Below are 17,552 nucleotides of genomic sequence, written 5' to 3' on the forward strand. Positions count from 1 at the left end.
CCATGAATCTCAGCCGTCGAGACCTCAATCGTGCCGCCCTGTGGCTTGCGCTCGCCGGCTGCGCTGCACCGCTGGCCGCCTGCGCGCAGGCCGCGCCGCGCTGGCGCTCGAACCCCTTCACGCTCGGGGTCGCGAGCGGCCAGCCGCGGCCGGACAGTGTCGTGCTCTGGACCCGGCTGATGCCGGATGCCGAAGATGAATCGGCCCGCAATGCCATGCCGGCCTGCACCGTGCGCTACGAGATCTACGGCGACGCCGCGCTGCAACGCCTGGTCATGCAAGGCGAGATCGTGACCGATGCCTCGCGCGCCTTCAGCGTGCACGTCCACGCGCAGGGCCTGGCGCCGCAGCGCGACTACTGGTATCGCTTCAGCTGCGGCGACGCGCAAAGTCCGGTGGGCCGCACGCGCACCGCGCCGGCGCCGGATGCGGATGTGCGGCGGCTGCGCTTCGCGCTCGCCTCCTGCCAGAACTACGAGCATGGCTTCTATGCCGCGCACCGCGAGATCGCCGGGCGCGAGCTGGACTTCGTGCTCTTCGTCGGCGACTACATCTACGAGGGCAGCAGCACGGCCCCCGAAATGCGCCGGCACGGCGCGCCCATACCGCACACGCTGGAGGCCTACCGCGAGCGCCATGCGCTCTACAAGCGTGATGCGGACCTGCAGGCGGCGCATGCCGCGCATCCGTGGATCCTGACCTGGGACGACCACGAGGTGGTCAACGACTACGCCGGCGACCGCGACCCGGCCTATACCGAGCCCGCGCTTTTCCTGGCCCGCCGCGCCGCGGCCTACCGGGCCTATTTCGAGCACATGCCGCTCGTGCTGCCGCCGCAGGGCGCGGCGATGCGCATCCACGACCGCTATGCCTGGGGCCGGTTGGCCGAGCTCTGGACGCTGGACTGCCGCCAGTACCGCAGCCACCATGCCTGCGCCGATCCGGCCCGTGATTCCGGCCGCGGGGTGATCGGCTGCGCGGAGCTCGCGGACCCGGCGCGCACCATGCTCGGCGCCGAGCAGTCGCAATGGTTCGCGCAGGGCCTGGCCGGTTCGAGGCGGCAGTGGAAGCTGTTCGGCCAATCCACCCAGATGAGCCCCACCGGCCTCGAGACGCCGCAGGGCCGCCAGACCTGGACCGACGGCTGGGACGGCTATCCCGAAGCGCGCCGGCGCCTGTTTCAGGGCGTCGCCGACGCCGGCGTCAAGGATGTGGTGGCGCTGGGCGGCGACGTGCACCGCTACGTCGCCGCCAATCTGCGCGTGCAGCCGAACGACCCCGGCTCGCCGGTGGTCGCGAGCGAATTCGTGGGCGGTTCGATCAGCTCGCGCGGCGCGAGCCAGGCTGCGATGGCACGCATGCGGCGCGACAACCCGGACGTCGTGCATGCCCGCGGCAACGAGCGAGGCTATGCGCTGATGGAGCTCACGCCCGAGGCGATGCAGTGCGAATTCCGCGCGACCGCGTATCCGGTGGCGTCCGATGCGAGCTTCCACACGCAGGCGCGCTTTGCAGTCGAGGCCGGTCGGGCCGGGGTGCTGCCGGCCTAGATTCTTTCAGCGACGCGGCACTTCGATCAGCAAATCGGGCCTGAAGCCCTCCTGTTCGCCCTTGCCCATGTACCCCAGCGGGTTCGCGACCACGCGGCAGCCGTTCTTCACGTAGTCGAAGGCATGGTGAAGATGCCCGTGCAGCCAGAAGTCGGCGCTCGGCAGCAGCTCATCGAGCGAATTGCAGAAACCTGCAGTTCCCGGACTCAGGCCGTAGCGCGGATCGGCGCTCGCCAGCGTGGGTGCAAAGTGCGTGATCGCCACGGTGGGGCCGTCGAAGGGTTGGGCGAGCGCGTTGCGCAGCCACGCTTGGCACGTCAGTGAGTGCTCTCTCAGTGCGTCCGCCAGGAAGATCTCGCCCGAGCGCAAGGTGGCGGCTTTCTCGAGGTAGAAGTTCGCCGCGCGCATCGCCTTGCCGCGTTTCCTGAGCGCCTCGGTCATGGTGTCGGCCGGTTCGACCAGCGCATCGAAGTCGGCCCACAGCGTGGTGCCGATGAAGCGCACGCCCTCGATGACGCGGCTTTCGCGCTCCAGCCACAGGATGTCCAGCGCTTCGCAGAGCTCGCGCAGGCGGGCATGAACCGTGTCGAAATCGGCGTTGTCGTATTCGTGATTGCCCGGAACGTAGAGCACCGGCATCGGCCAGCCATGGCGAGGCGAGAAGCGGGTCAGCCCGAAATCGGGCTCGATGATGCGTGATCCGAGCTGATAGGAGCCGATATCGCCCGCGAGCACCAGCAGATCAGCGCCCGGCGCCGGTGCAATCTGGAGCTGGGGATGCACTTCCAGGTGCAGGTCCGAGAGCAGCTGAAGCTTCATGGCGCGCCAGTCTAGGCGAATATCCTCATGCATAACGTGCATGAGAAGGGGCTGGAAATACTGGGGAAAACCCTTAATCTTGGTTCCATCACCACTCCAACGCCGGCTTCGGGCCGTGCACCATCATGTTCAGCCTTGTTGCCCAAGTGGCACGTTTCTTCCGTTTCGAAACCATCGAAGTCCCCGCCAGCCCGGCCGCCGCGCTGATGGAAAGCGCCGACCACAGCGCCGGCATCGACGCCCATCACGCCCAGGAACTGCGCGCCGCCGCCAGCGCCTGGCTAAGCGTCGTCCGCTGAGCCTGCAAAGGCCGCCTCGGCGGAGCGCAGCAGCGCCTGCCGCAGCCATTCGTGCGCATGGCCGTGCTGCGCCCGCCGGTGCCAGATCGCATCGACGTGCACCAGCGGTTGCTGGAAGGGCAGTTCGCGCAGGACCAGCTGCTCGTCGATGCCCGTGACCTTGACGAAGTGGCGCGGCAGGACCGTCAGCAGATTCGAGTTGGCGACCACCCGTCCGGCAGTGAAGAACTGGTTGACCGTGACCACGATGCGCCGCTCCCGTCCCAGCGCGCCCAGCGTTTGGTCAATGAAGCCGTAGGGTCGGCCGGAGAAGCTCACCAGCAGGTGGCGTGCGGCGCAGAAGCTGTCGAGCGTCAGGGGCGCCCGCGCCAGCGGATGGCCGCGCCGCATCACGCAGACATATTCGCCGACGTAGAGCCGCTGCGTCTCGAAAGGCACCGCGGCATCGGACTGGCCGCGTGCCGCCAGGCTGGCGATCACGGCCGGGAAGTAGCCGATCGCCATGTCCACCTCTTCGTTCTCCAGCATGCGCCGGGGATCGCGGGTGGTCAGCGGCAGCACGCGCAGCGAGACCGCGGGCGCTTCCTTTTCGACGATCTGCACCAGGCCGGGGATCAGTTCGGCGGCCGTGGCGTCGGCCATGGCCAGCAGGAAGGTGGTGTCGGCAATGCCGGCATCGAATTCGCCCGGCGCCAGCGTGTGCTGCAGCTGCCGCAGGGCGTCGCGCACGGTCGGCCACAGCGCCAGCGCGCGCGGCGTGGGCTCCACGCCGCTGCCCGAACGGCGCACCAGCTCGTCGCCGAGCGTCTCGCGCAGGCGGCGCAGCGCATTGCTGACGGCCGGCTGGGTGATCAAGAGATTGCGCGCCGCGCGCGTGAGGTTGCGCTCCGCCATCACCTCGTCGAAGACGCGGAGCAGGTTGAGGTCGAGCGTGCGGAAGTTGACGTCCATCAGTCATGTGAATGATAGGCATCACGAAGATAAAGTGGTGGAACATTAGGGAAACTACTAATATCACCCCATCGGCTTCGGCCTTTCGTCCTTTTGGAGGGACTTCATCATGACCAGCTTTGTTCACGTAGACCAACCGGCCACTCACCCGGGCGTCGCCCGCGCGGAGGCCGTGATCGACCACATTCGCGTCGCACGCCGCAGCTTCGACGGTGCCCGCGGCCTGGCAGCGCTGCTGCTGGCCGCCATCGTCGCGTCCCTGCTCGTGGTGGCGGACAAGCTCATGTCGACCTGGAACGACGGCGGCCTGCTCGTCGCCTGGCTGGTGCTCTGGGGCGTGGCGTTCGCCGCCATCGCGTTCTTCGCCGGTACCGCACGCAGCCTGGCCGTCCGTGCCCTGTCTGCCATGCGCGCCGCAGCTCGCCGCCGTGCCGCGGCCCGCGCCGACGAGCAGTTCATGGCCTATGCGAAGCTCGATCCGCGCATTCTTCGCGACCTGCAGGCGATCGCTTCGCGCCAGGAAGCGGACACGGTCGAAGAGCCGGTGCTCGCCAAGCGCTCCGCCGATGCCGCGACGCCGACGCTCTACCAGGCGATGCGCCGCGTGAACCTCGGCCAGTACTACTGATCTTCTTTAACCTGAAAAAAAGCCGCCCTCGGGCGGCTTTTTTTTTGGGCGAGCGCAGCGATCAGGCTGCCAGGCGCTGCTCGATGGCGGCCTTGGTAGCCGACAGCTCCTTCGGCAGGTGGTGCGCCAGCTGCTGGAACAGCTCGGCATGCAGCTTCAGCTCGGCCTGCCAGGCGGCCTTGTCGATGTGGGTGACGGTGTCGAACTGCTCGGCGCTGAAGTCCAGGCCGGTCCAGTTGAGATCCTCGTAGCGCGGGCTGACGCCGAACACATGCTCGGTGCCCTCGGCCTTGTGCTCGATGCGGTCGATCATCCACTTCAGGACGCGCATGTTCTCGCCGTAGCCGGGCCAGACGAACTTGCCGTCCTCGCCCTTGCGGAACCAGTTGGTGGTGTAGATCTTCGGCAGCTGCGCGCCCAGGGCTTCGAGCTTCTTGCCGAGGTCCAGCCAGTGCTGGAAGTAGTCGCTCATGTTGTAGCCGGCGAAGGGCAGCATCGCGAACGGATCGCGCCGCACCACGCCCTGTTTGCCGCCGGCCGCGGCGGTGGTTTCCGAACCCATCGTGGCAGCCATGTAGACGCCTTCGACCCAGTTGCGGGCCTCGGTCACGAGCGGCACGGTGGTGGAGCGCCGGCCGCCGAAGATGAAGGCGTCGATCGCCACGCCCTTCGGGTCGTCCCAGGCGTCGTCGAGCGCCGGGTTGTTGATTGCCGCGACCGTGAAGCGGGCGTTCGGATGCGCGGCCTTGGCGCCGGTCTCCTTCGCGATGGCCGGCGTCCAGTCATTGCCCTGCCAGTCGATGGCATGCGCCGGGGCTTCCTCGGTCATGCCTTCCCACCAGACGTCACCGTCGTCGGTCAGCGCCACGTTGGTGAAGATCACGTCGCGGTCCAGGCTGGCCATGCAGTTCGGGTTGGTCTGGATGTTGGTGCCGGGCGCGACGCCGAAATAGCCCGCCTCGGGGTTGATCGCGTGCAGCTTGCCGTCGGCGCCCGGCTTGATCCAGGCGATGTCATCGCCGATGGTCGTGACCTTCCAGCCTTCGAAGCCGGCCGGCGGGATCAGCATCGCGAAGTTGGTCTTTCCGCAGGCGCTGGGGAAGGCAGCGGCCACGTGGTACTTCTTGCCCTCGGGGTTGGTCACGCCGAGGATCAGCATGTGCTCCGCGAGCCAGCCTTCGTCGCGGCCCATGTTCGAGGCGATGCGCAGCGCGAAGCACTTCTTGCCCAGGAGCGCGTTGCCGCCATAACCCGAGCCATAGCTCCAGATCTCGCGCGTGGCGGGGTAGTGGACGATGTACTTGGTCTTGTTGCAGGGCCAGGCCACGTCCTTCTCACCGGGCTCGAGCGGCGCGCCCACCGTGTGCACGCAGGGCACGAATTCGCCGTCGGCGCCGAGCACGTCGTACACGGCCTGGCCCATGCGGGTCATGATCTTCATGTTGACCGCCACGTAGGGGCTGTCGGACAGCTCGATGCCGACGTGCGCGATCGGCGAGCCCAGCGGCCCCATGCTGAAGGGCACGACGTACATCGTGCGGCCTTTCATGCAGCCGTCGAACAGCGGTTGCAGGGTGGCACGCATTTCCGCCGGCGCCATCCAGTTGTTGGTGGGGCCGGCGTCTTCCTTCTTCTCGGAGCAGATGAAGGTGCGGTCTTCGACGCGGGCGACATCGCTCGGATCGGAACTCGCGAGGAAGGAGTTGGGGCGCTTGGCGGAGTTGAGCTTCTTGAAGGTGCCGGCGTCGACCAGGCGCTGGCAGAGCCGGTCGTACTCTTCGGTGCTGCCGTCGCACCAGTGAATGGCCTCGGGTTTGCACAGCGCGGCCATGTCGGCCACCCAGGCGATCAGCTTCGCATTCCTGACATACGAGGGCGCCTGTACGGTCAAACCCTTGAGAGGTGCGTTCATCAATGTGTCTCCTAAGTTGAAAAATCGTCTTTCCGAACGGGGCTCGGTGCCTGGAACAGGCGAGGTCCGTTGGAAAAAACGTTTCCCGTCTCGGGAGGCGAGGATCGATGCGGCCGGGTGGGCTCGTGCATCCTCGGTGGGCGGGGCGGCGCTCGGTGTCCGCCGGCGCCACAGCCGGATGTCAGGCCATGTAGACGGCGATGGATGCCAAAAGCAGCATCAGCACGCCGCCGGCCACCGGCAGGACAAGGGGCATCAGATGAACGATCGATTCGACGGCGTCGTTCTCGACGACGGCGTCTTGGCCGGGTTCGACAGGCGTTGGGTTGGACATCGTTGTTCCTTGGGTTCGCAAAACTGAGGCCATTTTACCGACTGGCCTGCGGATGGCCATCTAGGGGCTTGCCAGAGCTTTCAGCGCTGCTCGGCCGCTTCGAAACCGGCATCCCGCAACGCGTCGAGCACCGCCGACAGGTGGGGGCGCCCGCGAGTCTGCAGCACCAGTTCGATCTCGACGTTCTGCGCCGCCAGCATGGTGAAGGCGCGCTGGTGATGCACCTCATCGACGTTGGCGCCCGCTTCCGCCACAGTGGCCGTGATCTGGGCCAGGGAGCCGGGCACGTCGCGCGCGCTGACGCGCACGCGCGCGAGCCGGCCGGCCCGGACCATGCCGCGCTCGATGATCGCGGCCAGCAGCAGCGGGTCGATGTTGCCGCCCGAGAGCACCAGCCCGACCCGCTTGCCCTTGAAGCGCTCCGGATGCCGGATCAGCGCGGCCAGCCCGGCGGCACCGGCGCCTTCGACCAGCGTCTTCTCGATTTCGAGCAGCATCAGCACGGCCTGCTCGATGTCGCCCTCGTCGACCAGCAGCAGGTCGTCGACCTGGGAGGCGATGATCTCGCGCGTCAGCACGCCGGGCGTGCCCACGGCGATGCCCTCGGCGATGGTGCTCGTGCCCTGGACGTGCTGCGTACCCTGAACGGCGTTGACCATCGCCGGAAAGCGCCGGGTCTGGACGCCGACGATCTCGATCCCCGGCTTGCGCGCCCGCGCCGCCAGCGCCATGCCGGCGATCAGGCCGCCGCCGCCGACCGAGACCACCAGCGTGTCGAGATCGGGCACCGCATCGAGCATCTCGAGCGCCACCGTGCCTTGCCCGGCAATGATCGCTTCGTCGTCGTAAGGATGGACGAAGGCCAGGCCTTCGCGCTCCGCGAGCGCCAGCGCGTGGGCGCGCGCCGCGTCCAGGGTGTCGCCGTGCAGTTCGATCTCGGCGCCGAAGCCGCGCGTGCGCTCAATCTTCACGCCCGGCGTGAAGCGCGGCATCACGATCAGCGCCCGGAGGCCGAGGCGCTGCGCGTGATAGGCCACGCCCTGGGCGTGGTTGCCGGCCGACATGGCGATCACGCCACGGGTGCCGGCCAGGGACAGGTCGACCAGCTTGTTGCAGGCGCCGCGTTCCTTGAACGACGACGTGAACTGCAGGTTCTCGAATTTGAGGAACACCTGCGCGCCGACGATTTCGGAAAGAGTGCGCGATTCCACGCAGGGCGTATTGAGCACTTGCCCGCGCAGGCGCACGGCGGCGCGTTCGATGTCTTCGATTCCAAGCATGGGCGGCATTGTGGCCGGATTCGCAACATCAGGGTTTTTACCGTTCCCGAGTCTTCCCCAAGCCAAAACTCTGCGCTATGGTCGCGCTCAGGTTCTCATTCTCCTAGCGTGAGGTTGTTCGATGGTCAAGCGTTCCGGGGTCGACGTGGTAGCGGCTGCTTCGCGCGGGCACGCATTGCCGTCGCCCGGGCTCAAGGAAGCGCCCGTGCTCGAGCTCATGTGCTCGCATTTCGTGCTCACGCTGGCGGCCAAGCAGGGGCCGCGCTTCAACGTGCGGCGCGACCTCAACGGCCTTCTTTCGCTCACCGGCCGGCACCTGGTGTGGCCGGCGCCGGTGCTCTTGCGCCTGCGCGAGTTCCTGGGGCGCCGCTGCGCGGGCAATGAGATCTGGAAGGGCGTCGAGAACTTCGACGGCCGCACGCTGCTGGAGCGCCACGGTGTCTGGCGCGGCCCTTATGAAGAAGGCACGCTGTTCTTCTACCTCGACGAATACGCCAAGGACCAGCCGAAGGACCTGCTCTCGGTGCTCTCGGTCACGCGCGACTGGCTCACGCATGCGCTGCGCAAGCAGTCGACCCTGGTCGAGAAGAACATCGACGCGCTCGCCGGCCTGCTGCAGCTCAACAAGGCCGAGCGCGCGCTGCTGCTCTACGGCACGCTGGCGCGCTACCAGCGCGACCTGCGCTCGCTGCTGGTCGAGTTCAAGGTCAACAACGCGCCCGAGGCCTACGCCGCGATCGCCGAGGTGGCCGGCGTCAATGCCAGCGATGTGGGCGAAGCGCTGCGCGCGGGCTCGCGGCTCGAGCGCATTGGCCTGGTCGAGAACCTGATCTCCGAGCACAACATCACCGACCTGGCCGACCTGATGAAGGTCAGCGAGAAGCTGCCGCCGGTGCTGATGCGCGAATACCGCGACCACAACGAGCTGATGGCCGTGTTCACGCGGCCGTCCGCGAAGAGCGCGCTGTCGGTGCAGGACTTCGCCTTCGTCCAGGACGACGCGCAGATGCTGGTCACCTTGCTGTGCGCCGCGGTGGCGCGCAAGGAGGCCGGCGTCAACGTACTGCTCTACGGCCCGCCCGGCACCGGCAAGACCGAGCTGGCCAAGGTGGTCGCGCAGGCCGCGGGACTCGAGCTTTTCGAGGTCGAGTACGCCGATCGCGACGGCAACTCGCTGTCGGGCCGCGACCGTTACCGTTCGCTGCAGATCGCACAGGTCTTTCTCAAGGGCAGCGCCCAGGCGGCGCTCTTGTTCGACGAGGTCGAAGACGTGTTCCCGCCGATCAGCACCGAGGCCGCCCAGCTCATGGCGCGCGCCGAGCAGGTGCCCGCCCCGGCCAGCGGCAGCGTGAGCGGCAAGGCCTGGGTCAACCAGATCCTCGAATCGAATGCGGTGCCCACGCTGTGGGTGACCAACCGCATCGAGCAGATCGATCCGGCCTTCCGGCGCCGCTTCGCCTACCACCTCGAGCTCAAGTCGCCGCCGCCCGGCGCGCGCGAGCAGCTGGTTCGCAAGACGCTCGAAGGCGTTTCGGTGTCCGAGGCCTTCACCGCCAAGCTGGCCGGCCGCAAGGGCCTGACGCCGGCGCAGATCCGCACCGCGGTGCGCTTCGCCGGCCTGGCCATGACCGAAGGCGCGTCGGTCGAAAGCCTGATCGAGCGGCAGCTGCGCAATGCCGATCTCGCCCTGGGCACGCCCGACGCCCTCGGCGCGCGCCGCAGCGTGACCACCTACGACCTCGGCATGCTCAACGTCGAGACCCGCTTCGAGATCCCACGCATCGTCGAGGCGCTCAAGGCGCGCGGCCACGGCACGCTGTGCTTCTACGGCGCGCCCGGCACCGGCAAGACCGCGCTGGCCGAACACATCGCCAAGACCATCGGCCGCCCGCTGATCATTCGGCAGGCGAGCGACCTGATGAGCAAGTACGTCGGCGAGACCGAGCAGAACATGGCGGCCATGTTCAAGGAAGCCGAAGCCGAGAAGGCGATCCTGTTGCTCGATGAGGCCGACAGTTTTCTGCAGGACCGCCGCGGCGCGCAGCGCACCTACGAAGTGACCGAGGTCAACGAGATGCTGCAGGGCATGGAGCGCTTCGACGGCATCTTCGTCTGCACCACCAACCTGCTCGACCGCATCGACCAGGCGGCGCTGCGCCGCTTCACCTTCAAGATCAAGTTCATGCCGCTGACCGGCGAGCAGCGCGAGCGCATGTTCGTCACCGAGGCGCTGGGCGGCGACGCGACCCGCATGACGAGCGAGATCACGCGGCGGCTGGCCCGCCTCCCGCAGCTTTGTCCGGGCGATTTCGCTGCCGTGAAACGCCAGACGGATATTCTTGCGGTCGAGTTTTCGGCCGCCGAGTTTCTCGATCAGCTCGATGCCGAGCACCGGATCAAGCCCGAAGTGCGCGAATCGCGCGGCATCGGCTTCGTCCAATAAGCAAGACCAACGCAATAGCCGCGCCGGGCACCGGCGCGCGAGGGAGAGCTTCATGAGGGTTGTACTGCCCATGCGCGCAGCGCTGGCCATGCTCGTGGCCGCGGCCGCGCTCACGGCCTGCGGAGGCGGCGGCGGTGGGGGCGGCGGTGGATTGCCGCTGGCCATGGCGCCGACGCCCGCGGCTTCCGGCGACGAGCCCATCGTCGCGTCCTCCAGCGTCGCCGGCCAGTGCGCGGCTCCGCGCACCGGCGTCGACCCCGACACCGGCGCCGCCTTCCCGGATCAGCTCGGCACCCTCGCCGCCGAGAAGCGCTGGGTGCGCGGATGGATCGACGAAACCTACCTCTGGTTCGACGAGGTGCCGACCACGCTGGCCGCCGGCGACTACGCCACGCCGACTACCTACTTCAACGTGCTCAAGACGCCCAAGCTCACGGCGGCCGGCCGCGCCAAGGACCGCTTCCATTTCACGCAGGACACTGCCGCCTACCGCGCCTTGTCGCAGAACGGCGTCGGCGTGGGCTATGGCGCCGAGCTGGCTTTTCTGAGCGCCTCGCCGCCGCGCGACGTGCGCGTGGCCTACACCGAGCCCGGTTCGCCCGCGGCGCAAGCCGCAATCGTGCGCGGCACGCGGCTCATCGAAATCGATGGCGTCGATCTGGTGAGCGGCACCGACACCGCCACGCTCAATGCCGGCCTCGCGCCGGCGCGCGAAGGCGAGGCGCACAACTTCAAGCTGCGGGCGCCCGACGGCAGCGAGCGCACGTTGACGCTGACCGCGGCGCGCATCACGCGTACACCGGTGCAGAACGTGAAGACCATCGCCACGGCGAGCGGCCCGGTCGGCTACCTGCTCTTCAACGACCACCTCGCAACGGCCGAAGCGCCGCTGGTCGCGGCCGTGAATCAGCTCAAGAGCGCCGGCATCGCCGACCTGGTGATCGACATGCGCTACAACGGCGGCGGCTTGCTCGACATCGCCAGCGAGCTGGCTTCCATGGTCAGCTCGGGCGCAGCGACCACCGGCGCCGTGTTCGAGCGCCTGCAGTTCAACAACAAGAACCCCTTCAACCTGGCGCCTTCGCAGGCCACCCTGCCCTTCCACGCGACTTCGCGCGGCTTCTCGGTGCCGGCGGGCCAGGCCTTGCCGCGGCTGGGCCTGTCGCGCGTCACCGTGCTGGCGGGCCCCGACACCTGCTCCGCCAGCGAATCGGTGGTCAACGGCCTGCGAGGCATCGGCGTCACCGTGAACCTGGTCGGCGGCACCACCTGCGGCAAGCCCTACGGCTTCTTCCCGCAGGACAACTGCGGCACCACCTACTTCGCGATCCAGTTCCAGGGCTTGAACCAGCAGGGCTTCGGCGACTACAGCGACGGCTTCGCGCCCGCCTGCGTGGTCGCCGACGATTTCGGCCGTGCGCTCGGCGATCCGGCGGAGGCGCGGCTCGCGGCCGCGCTGGCGCTGCGCAGCGGCGGCGCCTGTCCTGCGCCGGTTTCATCGAACAAGGAAGAGATGGCGCTGCGCAAGGCCGAGGCGGCCGGACAGCCCTACCTGGTGCGCTCGCCGGCGCGTGAAAGCCGGCTGCTGGCGCGGCCCTAGAACGCCGCGCAGACCCGCAGCACGTCCGACCCGTAGGCCTCGAGCTTCTTGCTGCCGATCCCGCTGATGCCCTGCAGGTCCTCGAGCGTGGCCGGCGCGCGCTCGGCGATGGCGGCGAGCGTGGCGTCGTGGAAGATCACGTAGGCCGGCAGGTTGTGCTCGCGCGCCACCTCGGCGCGCCAGGCCTTGAGCGCTGCGAAGCGTGCCTGGCCGGTCGCATCGAGCGTGGCCGCGGCCGGCGAGGGCGCGCCGCGCGCGGTTTTCTCGCGCCGCGGCTTGCGCTCGGCCGGCGATGACACCGACTCGCGCAGCAGCACCTGCGTCTCGCCCTTGAGCACGGCGCGCGAGCCCTCGGTGAGCTGCAGCGTGTTGTAGGCCTGCGCATCGACGGCCAGCGCGCCGGTCGCGATCAGCTGGCGCAGCACGCCGCGCAGCTGCGCCTCGCTGAACTCGCTGCCGATGCCGAAGGTGCTGAGCGAGCCATGGCCGAACTGCGTGACCTTCTCGGTCGTCTTGCCGCGCAGGATGTCCATGATGTGGCCGGCACCGAAGCTGATGCCGCTTTGCTGCTGCACGCGGTAGATGGTGGACAGCAGCTTGCGCGCCGCATCCGTGCCGTCCCACACCTGCGGCGGGTTCAAGCAGTTGTCGCAATTCCCGCATGTGGCCCCCACGCTCGGCACTTCGTGTCCTCGCTGCCCCCCGAAGGGGCCGCGGCCGCCTTGGGGCGGCCCGGCGTCGGCCGAGGCGCGCTGGTAGCTCTCCCCGAAATAGCCGAGCAGCCGCACGCGCCGGCAATCGCTGGCCTCGGCCAGCGAGAGCAGCGCATCGAGCTTGCCGCGCATCACCTGCTTGAACTCCTCGCCGGCCGGACTCTCGTCGATCATGCGGCGCTGATTCACCACGTCCTGCAGGCCGTAGGCCATCCAGGCGTCGGCCGCTGCGCCGTCGCGGCCGGCGCGGCCGGTCTCCTGGTAGTAGCCCTCGATGTTCTTCGGCATGTCGAGGTGGGCGACGAAACGCACGTCGGGCTTGTCGATGCCCATGCCGAAGGCGATGGTCGCGACCATCACGATGCCTTCGTCGCGAAGGAACTGGTCCTGGTGCTTCTGGCGCACGGCGGCATCCAGGCCCGCGTGGTAGGGCAGGGCGTTGGTGCCCGCATCGCGCAGCGTCTGGGCCACGTCTTCCACGCGCTTTCTCGACTGGCAATAGACCACGCCTGCATCGCCTTCGTGCTCGCGCTCGATGAAGCGCAGCAACTGCGTGGTCGCGTCCTTCTTCTCGACGATGGTGTAGCGGATGTTGGGCCGGTCGAAGCTGGAGACGAACTGGCGCGCCTCTTCGAGCTGCAGCCGCTCGACGATGTCGGCGCGCGTCAGCGCATCGGCCGTGGCGGTGAGCGCGATGCGCGGCACGCCGGGATAGCGCTCGTGCAGCACCGTCAGCGCGCGGTACTCGGGCCGGAAGTCGTGGCCCCACTGGCTCACGCAATGCGCCTCGTCGATCGCGAACAGCGAGAGCTTGCCGCGCTCCTGCAGCGAATCGAGCTGCGAGAGAAAGCGCGGCGTCGTCACGCGCTCGGGCGCCGCGTAGAGCAGCGTGATCTCGCCGCGCAGCATGCGGCGCTCCACGTCCTGCGTCTGCTCCCAGTCGAGCGTGGAGTTGAGAAAGGCCGCGTCGACGCCGGCTTCGTGCAGCGCACCGACCTGGTCGTGCATCAGCGCGATCAGTGGCGACACCACCACCGTCACGCCGCGGCCTGCGCGCTGCCGCGCAATGGCCGGGATCTGGTAGCACAGCGACTTGCCGCCGCCCGTGGGCATCAGCACCAGCGCATCGCCGCCGGCCACCGCGTGGTCGACGATCGCCTGCTGCGGGCCGCGGAACTGCGCGTAGCCGAAGACCTCGTGGAGGATCTGTTCCGGCGCGGCGTCAAGTGAATCGGAAGCCAGGGTGGACAAGGGATTGCTGTATTTCTAGGGGCGCCCCGAGGGGCGGGGCTGCATGCGGGGAAACGGACGCGCGCACCTCCCGTGCGCGCGATGGCGATTGTCCACGAAGCGAGGGCGGGCAGCGAGCGGCTTTCCGGCTGGCATGGCGCTTGCGAACAAGGGCGCTATTCGCTGCTGCGCTATCCTGTCTAGACAGCTTTTGGTGCATGAAACCGATTCCGCGCACTGGGAGCGGGCAAAGCCAGGCTTGATCGGGGCCGCAATCCCGGGTTAACCTGTATATACAGGTGCATCGCAGCGAATGAAACTCGGCCCCTTGCCAGCAAACCGTCCCTGCGGACGCTTGCAGCGAGCCGAATTTTTTTCAAATGCAACAGGAGAACCTTGATGGTCAAGACGGTCGGAAAAGTCGCCTCGCTGCTGGCGGCGGGCGTGTGTGTCGCTGGCATGGCGGCGAACGCCCACGCGCAGGAAACCAAGATCGCCCTCGGCATGTCCGGCTGGACCGGCTTCGCGCCGCTCACGCTGGCTGACAAGGCCGGCATCTTCAAGAAGAACGGGCTGGACGTCGAGATCAAGATGATCCCGCAGAAGGACCGCCATCTGGCGCTCGCCTCGGGCGCGATCCAGTGCGCGGCCACGACGGTCGAGACCCATGTGGCCTGGAACGCCAACGGCGTGCCGATCGTGCAGATCTTCCAGATGGACAAGTCCTTTGGCGCCGACGGCCTGGCCGTGCGCAACGACGTCAAGAGCTTCGCCGACCTCAAGGGCAAGGCCATCGGCGTCAGCGCGCCGGGCACCGCGCCGTACTTCGGCCTGGCCTGGATGCTCAACAAGAACGGCATGACGATGAAGGACGTCAAGCTGGTCTCGCTCGAGCCGCAGCCCGCTGCGCAGGCCTTCGTGGCCGGCCAGAACGATGCCGCGATGACCTACGAGCCCTACCTCTCAACCGTGCGCGCCAACCCTGCGGCCGGCAAGATCCTCGCCACCACGCTCGACTACCCGATGGTGATGGACACGGTGGGCTGCGCGCCGACCTGGCTCAAGGCCAACGCCAAGGCAGCCCAGGCTCTGACCAACTCGTACTTCGAAGCCATCGAGATGATCAAGGCCGACCCGGCCAAGTCGAACGAGATCATGGGCGCGGCCGTCAAGCAGACCGGCGAGCAGTTCGCCAAGTCCTCGGCCTATCTGCGCTGGTCGGACAAGGCGGCCAACCAGAAGTTCTTCGCCAGCGAGATCACGCCCTTCATGAAGGACGCCCAAGCCATCCTGCTGGAGGCCGGCGTGATCCGCAAGGCGCCCGAGGATCTCTCGGTCACCTTCGACACCAGCTTCATCAAGTAAGAGCGAGCAGCAAGCATGGACGCGACGCCCGTCATCAACGCTTCGAAGCCGGCAGTCTCTGCCGGCCCGGCCGCCACAGAGCCGGCGCCGCGGCGGCGCCGCGCCCTCGCGCCGCTCGAGCCCGTCAGCGCGCGTGCGCGCTGGCTGCTGGGCCTGGGCTTCTTCGTGCTCTTCGTGGTCGTCTGGACCTTCTTCACGCTCGGTGGCTTCGTGTCGCCCACCTTCCTGGCCAGCCCGGTCACGATGCTCAAGGAAGGCGTTTCGCTCTTCACCGAGTACAACTTCATCCACGACATCGGCATGACGGTGTGGCGCGTGTTCGGCGGCTTCGTGCTGGCCGCCATCGTCGCCGTGCCGCTGGGTATCGCGATGGGCACCTGGAAGAGCGTCGAGGCCTTCTTCGAGCCCTTCGTTTCCTTCTGCCGCTACCTGCCGGCCTCGGCCTTCATCCCACTGCTGATCCTGTGGGCCGGCATCGGCGAGGCGCAGAAGTTACTGGTCATCTTCATCGGTTCGGTGTTCCAGATCACGCTGATGGTGGCCGTCACCGTCGGCAGCGCGCGCCGCGACCTGGTCGAGGCTGCGTACACGCTGGGCGCCAACAGCCGCGGCATCGTCGCGCGGGTGCTGATCCCGGGCGCCGCACCGGGCATCGCCGAAACGCTGCGCCTGGTGCTGGGCTGGGCCTGGACCTACGTGATCGTCGCCGAGCTGATCGGCTCCTCTTCGGGCATCGGCCACATGATCACCGACAGCCAGGCGCTGCTCAACACCGGGCAGATCATCTTCGGGATCATCGTCATCGGCGTGATCGGCCTCATCTCGGATTTCGCCTTCAAGGCCTTGAACCGCCGCCTGTTCGCATGGAGCACGATCTGATGAACCAGCTTTCGATCCGCGGCGTGTCCCGCACCTTCACCGGCACGCGCGGCCAGAGCACGCAGGCGCTGTTGCCCATCGACTTCGAGGTCAAGGAAAACGACTTCGTCACCATCCTCGGCCCCTCGGGCTGCGGCAAGTCGACCTTGCTGCGCATCGTCGCCGGCCTCGACTACCCGACCGAAGGCCGCGTGCTGCTCGACGGCCAGACCATCGAAGGCCCGGGCGCCGACCGCGGCGTGGTGTTCCAGAGCTACACGCTCTTCCCCTGGCTCACCATCGCGCAGAACATCCGCTTCGGCCTGCGCGAGCGCGGCATGAGCGAGGCCGAGCAGAAGGAGCGCAGCGACTACTTCATCGCCAAGGTGGGGCTGCGCGGTTTCGAGAGCCACTTTCCCAAGCAGCTCTCGGGCGGCATGCAGCAGCGCACCGCGATCGCGCGGGCGCTCGCCAACGACCCGAAGATGCTCCTGCTCGACGAGCCCTTCGGCGCGCTCGACAACCAGACCCGCGTGCTGATGCAGGAGCTCTTGCTCGGCATCTGGGAATCGGCGCAGAAGACGGTGCTCTTCGTCACTCACGACATCGACGAAGCCATCTTCATGGCCAATCGCGTGGCGGTGTTCAGCGCCCGGCCTGGCCGCATCAAGAGCGAGATCGCGGTCGACTTCCCGCATCCGCGCCACTACACGATCAAGACCTCGCCCGAGTTCATGGAAATCAAGGCACGGCTGACCGAGGAGATCCGCGCCGAATCGATGGCGGCGGTGGAGCATTGAGATGAACCCACGCAAGGCCCAGCCGCCGCAGCCCGCACTCGCGCTGTACGAGCAGGTCAAGGCCTTCATCACGCACAAGATCCAGGACGGCTCCTGGCCGGCCGGCCATCGGCTGCCGTCGGAGAGCGAACTGGTCGCGCAGTTCGGCGTCGCGCGCATGACGGTCAACCGCGCGCTGCGCGAGCTGGTGGAGCAGGGGCGCATCGTGCGCGTGGCCGGCGTGGGCAGCTTCGTGGCCGAGAACAAGCCGCAGTCGACGCTCTTGCAGATCGCCAACATCGCGAGCGAGATCCGGGTGCGCGGCCACGACTACCGCTGCGAATTCCTGGTGGCCGAGCGCATCGCGGCCTCACCCGACGTCGCCGTGTGGCTGGACCTCAGGCCCGGCGAGTCGGTCTTCCATACCGTGTGCCTGCATCTGGAAAACGAAATCCCGGTGCAGCTCGAAGACCGCCACGTCAATCCGCACGCCGTGCCGACTTTCCTGGAGCAGGACTTCTCCACCGTCTCGCCCAGCGAGTACCTGGTTCGCAACGTGCCCTTCGACCAGATCGAGCACGTCGTCGATGCGGTGCTGCCCACGGCCGAGCAGGCCGAGCGCCTCGCGATGCCGGTGACCGATCCCTGCCTGCTGCTCACGCGCCGCACCTGGACGCGCAGCGTGCCGGTGACGATGGTGCGCTGCCTGCATCCCGCTTCGCGCTATCGGCTGGGCAGCCGCTTCCGCGCCGACGGCAATCCCAGCTTTGGCTGACGGGCGAATCCAGAAC

At 67.8% G+C, this 17,552-nt stretch carries 15 protein-coding genes; 9 read left to right on the plus strand and 6 right to left on the minus strand.

Features of this window, described 5'->3' with window-relative positions; all coding sequences use genetic code 11:
* Positions 1 to 2: 2 nt before the first annotated feature.
* Positions 3 to 1,550, plus strand: a complete 1,548-nt coding sequence (locus ACSQ86_RS01345) for an alkaline phosphatase D family protein (RefSeq protein ID WP_436308348.1) — start codon at positions 3 to 5, stop codon at positions 1,548 to 1,550.
* Positions 1,551 to 1,556: 6 nt separating this feature from the next.
* Here the strand turns inward: ACSQ86_RS01345 and ACSQ86_RS01350 are convergent, their stop codons facing one another.
* Positions 1,557 to 2,369: a metallophosphoesterase gene (locus tag ACSQ86_RS01350; RefSeq protein ID WP_436308349.1), complete on the minus strand. Its 813-nt coding sequence runs from the start codon at positions 2,367 to 2,369 to the stop codon at positions 1,557 to 1,559.
* A 125-nt stretch (positions 2,370 to 2,494) separates the two neighbouring features.
* Between ACSQ86_RS01350 and ACSQ86_RS01355 the strand changes: the two genes are divergently transcribed.
* The gene (locus tag ACSQ86_RS01355) at positions 2,495 to 2,668 is read left to right on the plus strand and encodes a hypothetical protein (protein ID WP_436302420.1); all 174 of its coding nucleotides are present in this window, start codon (positions 2,495 to 2,497) and stop codon (positions 2,666 to 2,668) included.
* Here the strand turns inward: ACSQ86_RS01355 and ACSQ86_RS01360 are convergent.
* A complete protein-coding gene (locus ACSQ86_RS01360; RefSeq protein ID WP_436308350.1) occupies positions 2,651 to 3,619 on the minus strand; it encodes a LysR family transcriptional regulator in 969 nt (322 codons plus the stop codon). The genes ACSQ86_RS01355 and ACSQ86_RS01360 overlap by 18 nt on opposite strands.
* A gap of 109 nt (positions 3,620 to 3,728) precedes the next feature.
* Between ACSQ86_RS01360 and ACSQ86_RS01365 the strand changes: the two genes are divergently transcribed.
* Positions 3,729 to 4,247, plus strand: coding sequence for a hypothetical protein (locus ACSQ86_RS01365; RefSeq protein WP_093104395.1), 519 nt, complete (start codon positions 3,729 to 3,731; stop codon positions 4,245 to 4,247).
* Between the two features lie 61 nt (positions 4,248 to 4,308).
* Here the strand turns inward: ACSQ86_RS01365 and ACSQ86_RS01370 are convergent, their stop codons facing one another.
* The 3 genes from ACSQ86_RS01370 to ACSQ86_RS01380 form a co-directional block, all read right to left on the minus strand.
* Positions 4,309 to 6,159 (minus strand): phosphoenolpyruvate carboxykinase (GTP), encoded by a 1,851-nt coding sequence (locus ACSQ86_RS01370; protein ID WP_436302421.1) that lies wholly within the window; start codon positions 6,157 to 6,159, stop codon positions 4,309 to 4,311.
* Between the two features lie 181 nt (positions 6,160 to 6,340).
* Complete coding sequence (locus ACSQ86_RS01375; RefSeq protein ID WP_170855540.1) at positions 6,341 to 6,493, minus strand: hypothetical protein; 153 nt, start codon at positions 6,491 to 6,493, stop codon at positions 6,341 to 6,343.
* Positions 6,494 to 6,573: 80 nt separating this feature from the next.
* Positions 6,574 to 7,773 (minus strand): threonine ammonia-lyase, encoded by a 1,200-nt coding sequence (locus ACSQ86_RS01380; protein WP_436302422.1) that lies wholly within the window; start codon positions 7,771 to 7,773, stop codon positions 6,574 to 6,576.
* Positions 7,774 to 7,894: 121 nt separating this feature from the next.
* On the opposite strand from ACSQ86_RS01380, the gene ACSQ86_RS01385 reads away from it, so the two are divergent.
* Positions 7,895 to 10,216, plus strand: coding sequence for an ATP-binding protein (locus tag ACSQ86_RS01385; protein ID WP_093104391.1), 2,322 nt, complete (start codon positions 7,895 to 7,897; stop codon positions 10,214 to 10,216).
* Positions 10,217 to 10,268: 52 nt separating this feature from the next.
* Entirely contained in the window at positions 10,269 to 11,816 is a 1,548-nt protein-coding gene (locus tag ACSQ86_RS01390) for a S41 family peptidase (protein WP_436308351.1), read from the plus strand.
* Here the strand turns inward: ACSQ86_RS01390 and ACSQ86_RS01395 are convergent.
* On the minus strand, positions 11,813 to 13,780 hold the full coding sequence (locus ACSQ86_RS01395; protein ID WP_436308352.1) for a RecQ family ATP-dependent DNA helicase: 1,968 nt from the start codon (positions 13,778 to 13,780) through the stop codon (positions 11,813 to 11,815). The two genes, ACSQ86_RS01390 and ACSQ86_RS01395, sit on opposite strands and share 4 nt — an antisense overlap.
* 378 nt (positions 13,781 to 14,158) lie before the next feature.
* Between ACSQ86_RS01395 and ACSQ86_RS01400 the strand changes: the two genes are divergently transcribed.
* The 4 genes from ACSQ86_RS01400 to hutC are packed head-to-tail and all read left to right on the plus strand — an operon-like array spanning position 14,159 to position 17,536.
* The gene (locus ACSQ86_RS01400) at positions 14,159 to 15,124 is read left to right on the plus strand and encodes an ABC transporter substrate-binding protein (RefSeq protein WP_436308353.1); all 966 of its coding nucleotides are present in this window, start codon (positions 14,159 to 14,161) and stop codon (positions 15,122 to 15,124) included.
* 15 nt (positions 15,125 to 15,139) lie between these two features.
* Positions 15,140 to 16,003 carry an ABC transporter permease gene (locus ACSQ86_RS01405; protein ID WP_093104385.1) on the plus strand — a complete coding sequence of 288 codons (864 nt, stop codon included), beginning with the start codon at positions 15,140 to 15,142 and terminating at the stop codon, positions 16,001 to 16,003.
* Positions 16,003 to 16,782 carry an ABC transporter ATP-binding protein gene (locus ACSQ86_RS01410; protein WP_436302426.1) on the plus strand — a complete coding sequence of 260 codons (780 nt, stop codon included), beginning with the start codon at positions 16,003 to 16,005 and terminating at the stop codon, positions 16,780 to 16,782. Before ACSQ86_RS01405 ends, ACSQ86_RS01410 begins: the two co-directional genes overlap by 1 nt.
* 1 nt (position 16,783) lies before the next feature.
* A complete protein-coding gene (hutC, locus tag ACSQ86_RS01415; protein WP_093104383.1) occupies positions 16,784 to 17,536 on the plus strand; it encodes a histidine utilization repressor in 753 nt (250 codons plus the stop codon).
* Positions 17,537 to 17,552: the final 16 nt, after the last annotated feature.

The organism is Variovorax sp. LjRoot130, assembly GCF_964253755.1.
Taxonomy (GTDB): Bacteria; Pseudomonadota; Gammaproteobacteria; order Burkholderiales; family Burkholderiaceae_C; genus Variovorax.

Coding starts and splice junctions, on each gene's coding strand:
- ACSQ86_RS01345 (WP_436308348.1), top strand. CDS start 3: ATGAATCTCAGCCGTCGAGACCTCAATCGTGCCGCCCTGTGGCTTGCG.
- ACSQ86_RS01350 (WP_436308349.1), bottom strand. CDS start 2,369: ATGAAGCTTCAGCTGCTCTCGGACCTGCACCTGGAAGTGCATCCCCAG.
- ACSQ86_RS01355 (WP_436302420.1), top strand. CDS start 2,495: ATGTTCAGCCTTGTTGCCCAAGTGGCACGTTTCTTCCGTTTCGAAACC.
- ACSQ86_RS01360 (WP_436308350.1), bottom strand. CDS start 3,619: ATGGACGTCAACTTCCGCACGCTCGACCTCAACCTGCTCCGCGTCTTC.
- ACSQ86_RS01365 (WP_093104395.1), top strand. CDS start 3,729: ATGACCAGCTTTGTTCACGTAGACCAACCGGCCACTCACCCGGGCGTC.
- ACSQ86_RS01370 (WP_436302421.1), bottom strand. CDS start 6,159: ATGAACGCACCTCTCAAGGGTTTGACCGTACAGGCGCCCTCGTATGTC.
- ACSQ86_RS01375 (WP_170855540.1), bottom strand. CDS start 6,493: ATGTCCAACCCAACGCCTGTCGAACCCGGCCAAGACGCCGTCGTCGAG.
- ACSQ86_RS01380 (WP_436302422.1), bottom strand. CDS start 7,773: ATGCTTGGAATCGAAGACATCGAACGCGCCGCCGTGCGCCTGCGCGGG.
- ACSQ86_RS01385 (WP_093104391.1), top strand. CDS start 7,895: ATGGTCAAGCGTTCCGGGGTCGACGTGGTAGCGGCTGCTTCGCGCGGG.
- ACSQ86_RS01390 (WP_436308351.1), top strand. CDS start 10,269: ATGAGGGTTGTACTGCCCATGCGCGCAGCGCTGGCCATGCTCGTGGCC.
- ACSQ86_RS01400 (WP_436308353.1), top strand. CDS start 14,159: ATGGTCAAGACGGTCGGAAAAGTCGCCTCGCTGCTGGCGGCGGGCGTG.
- ACSQ86_RS01405 (WP_093104385.1), top strand. CDS start 15,140: ATGGACGCGACGCCCGTCATCAACGCTTCGAAGCCGGCAGTCTCTGCC.
- ACSQ86_RS01410 (WP_436302426.1), top strand. CDS start 16,003: ATGAACCAGCTTTCGATCCGCGGCGTGTCCCGCACCTTCACCGGCACG.
- hutC (WP_093104383.1), top strand. CDS start 16,784: ATGAACCCACGCAAGGCCCAGCCGCCGCAGCCCGCACTCGCGCTGTAC.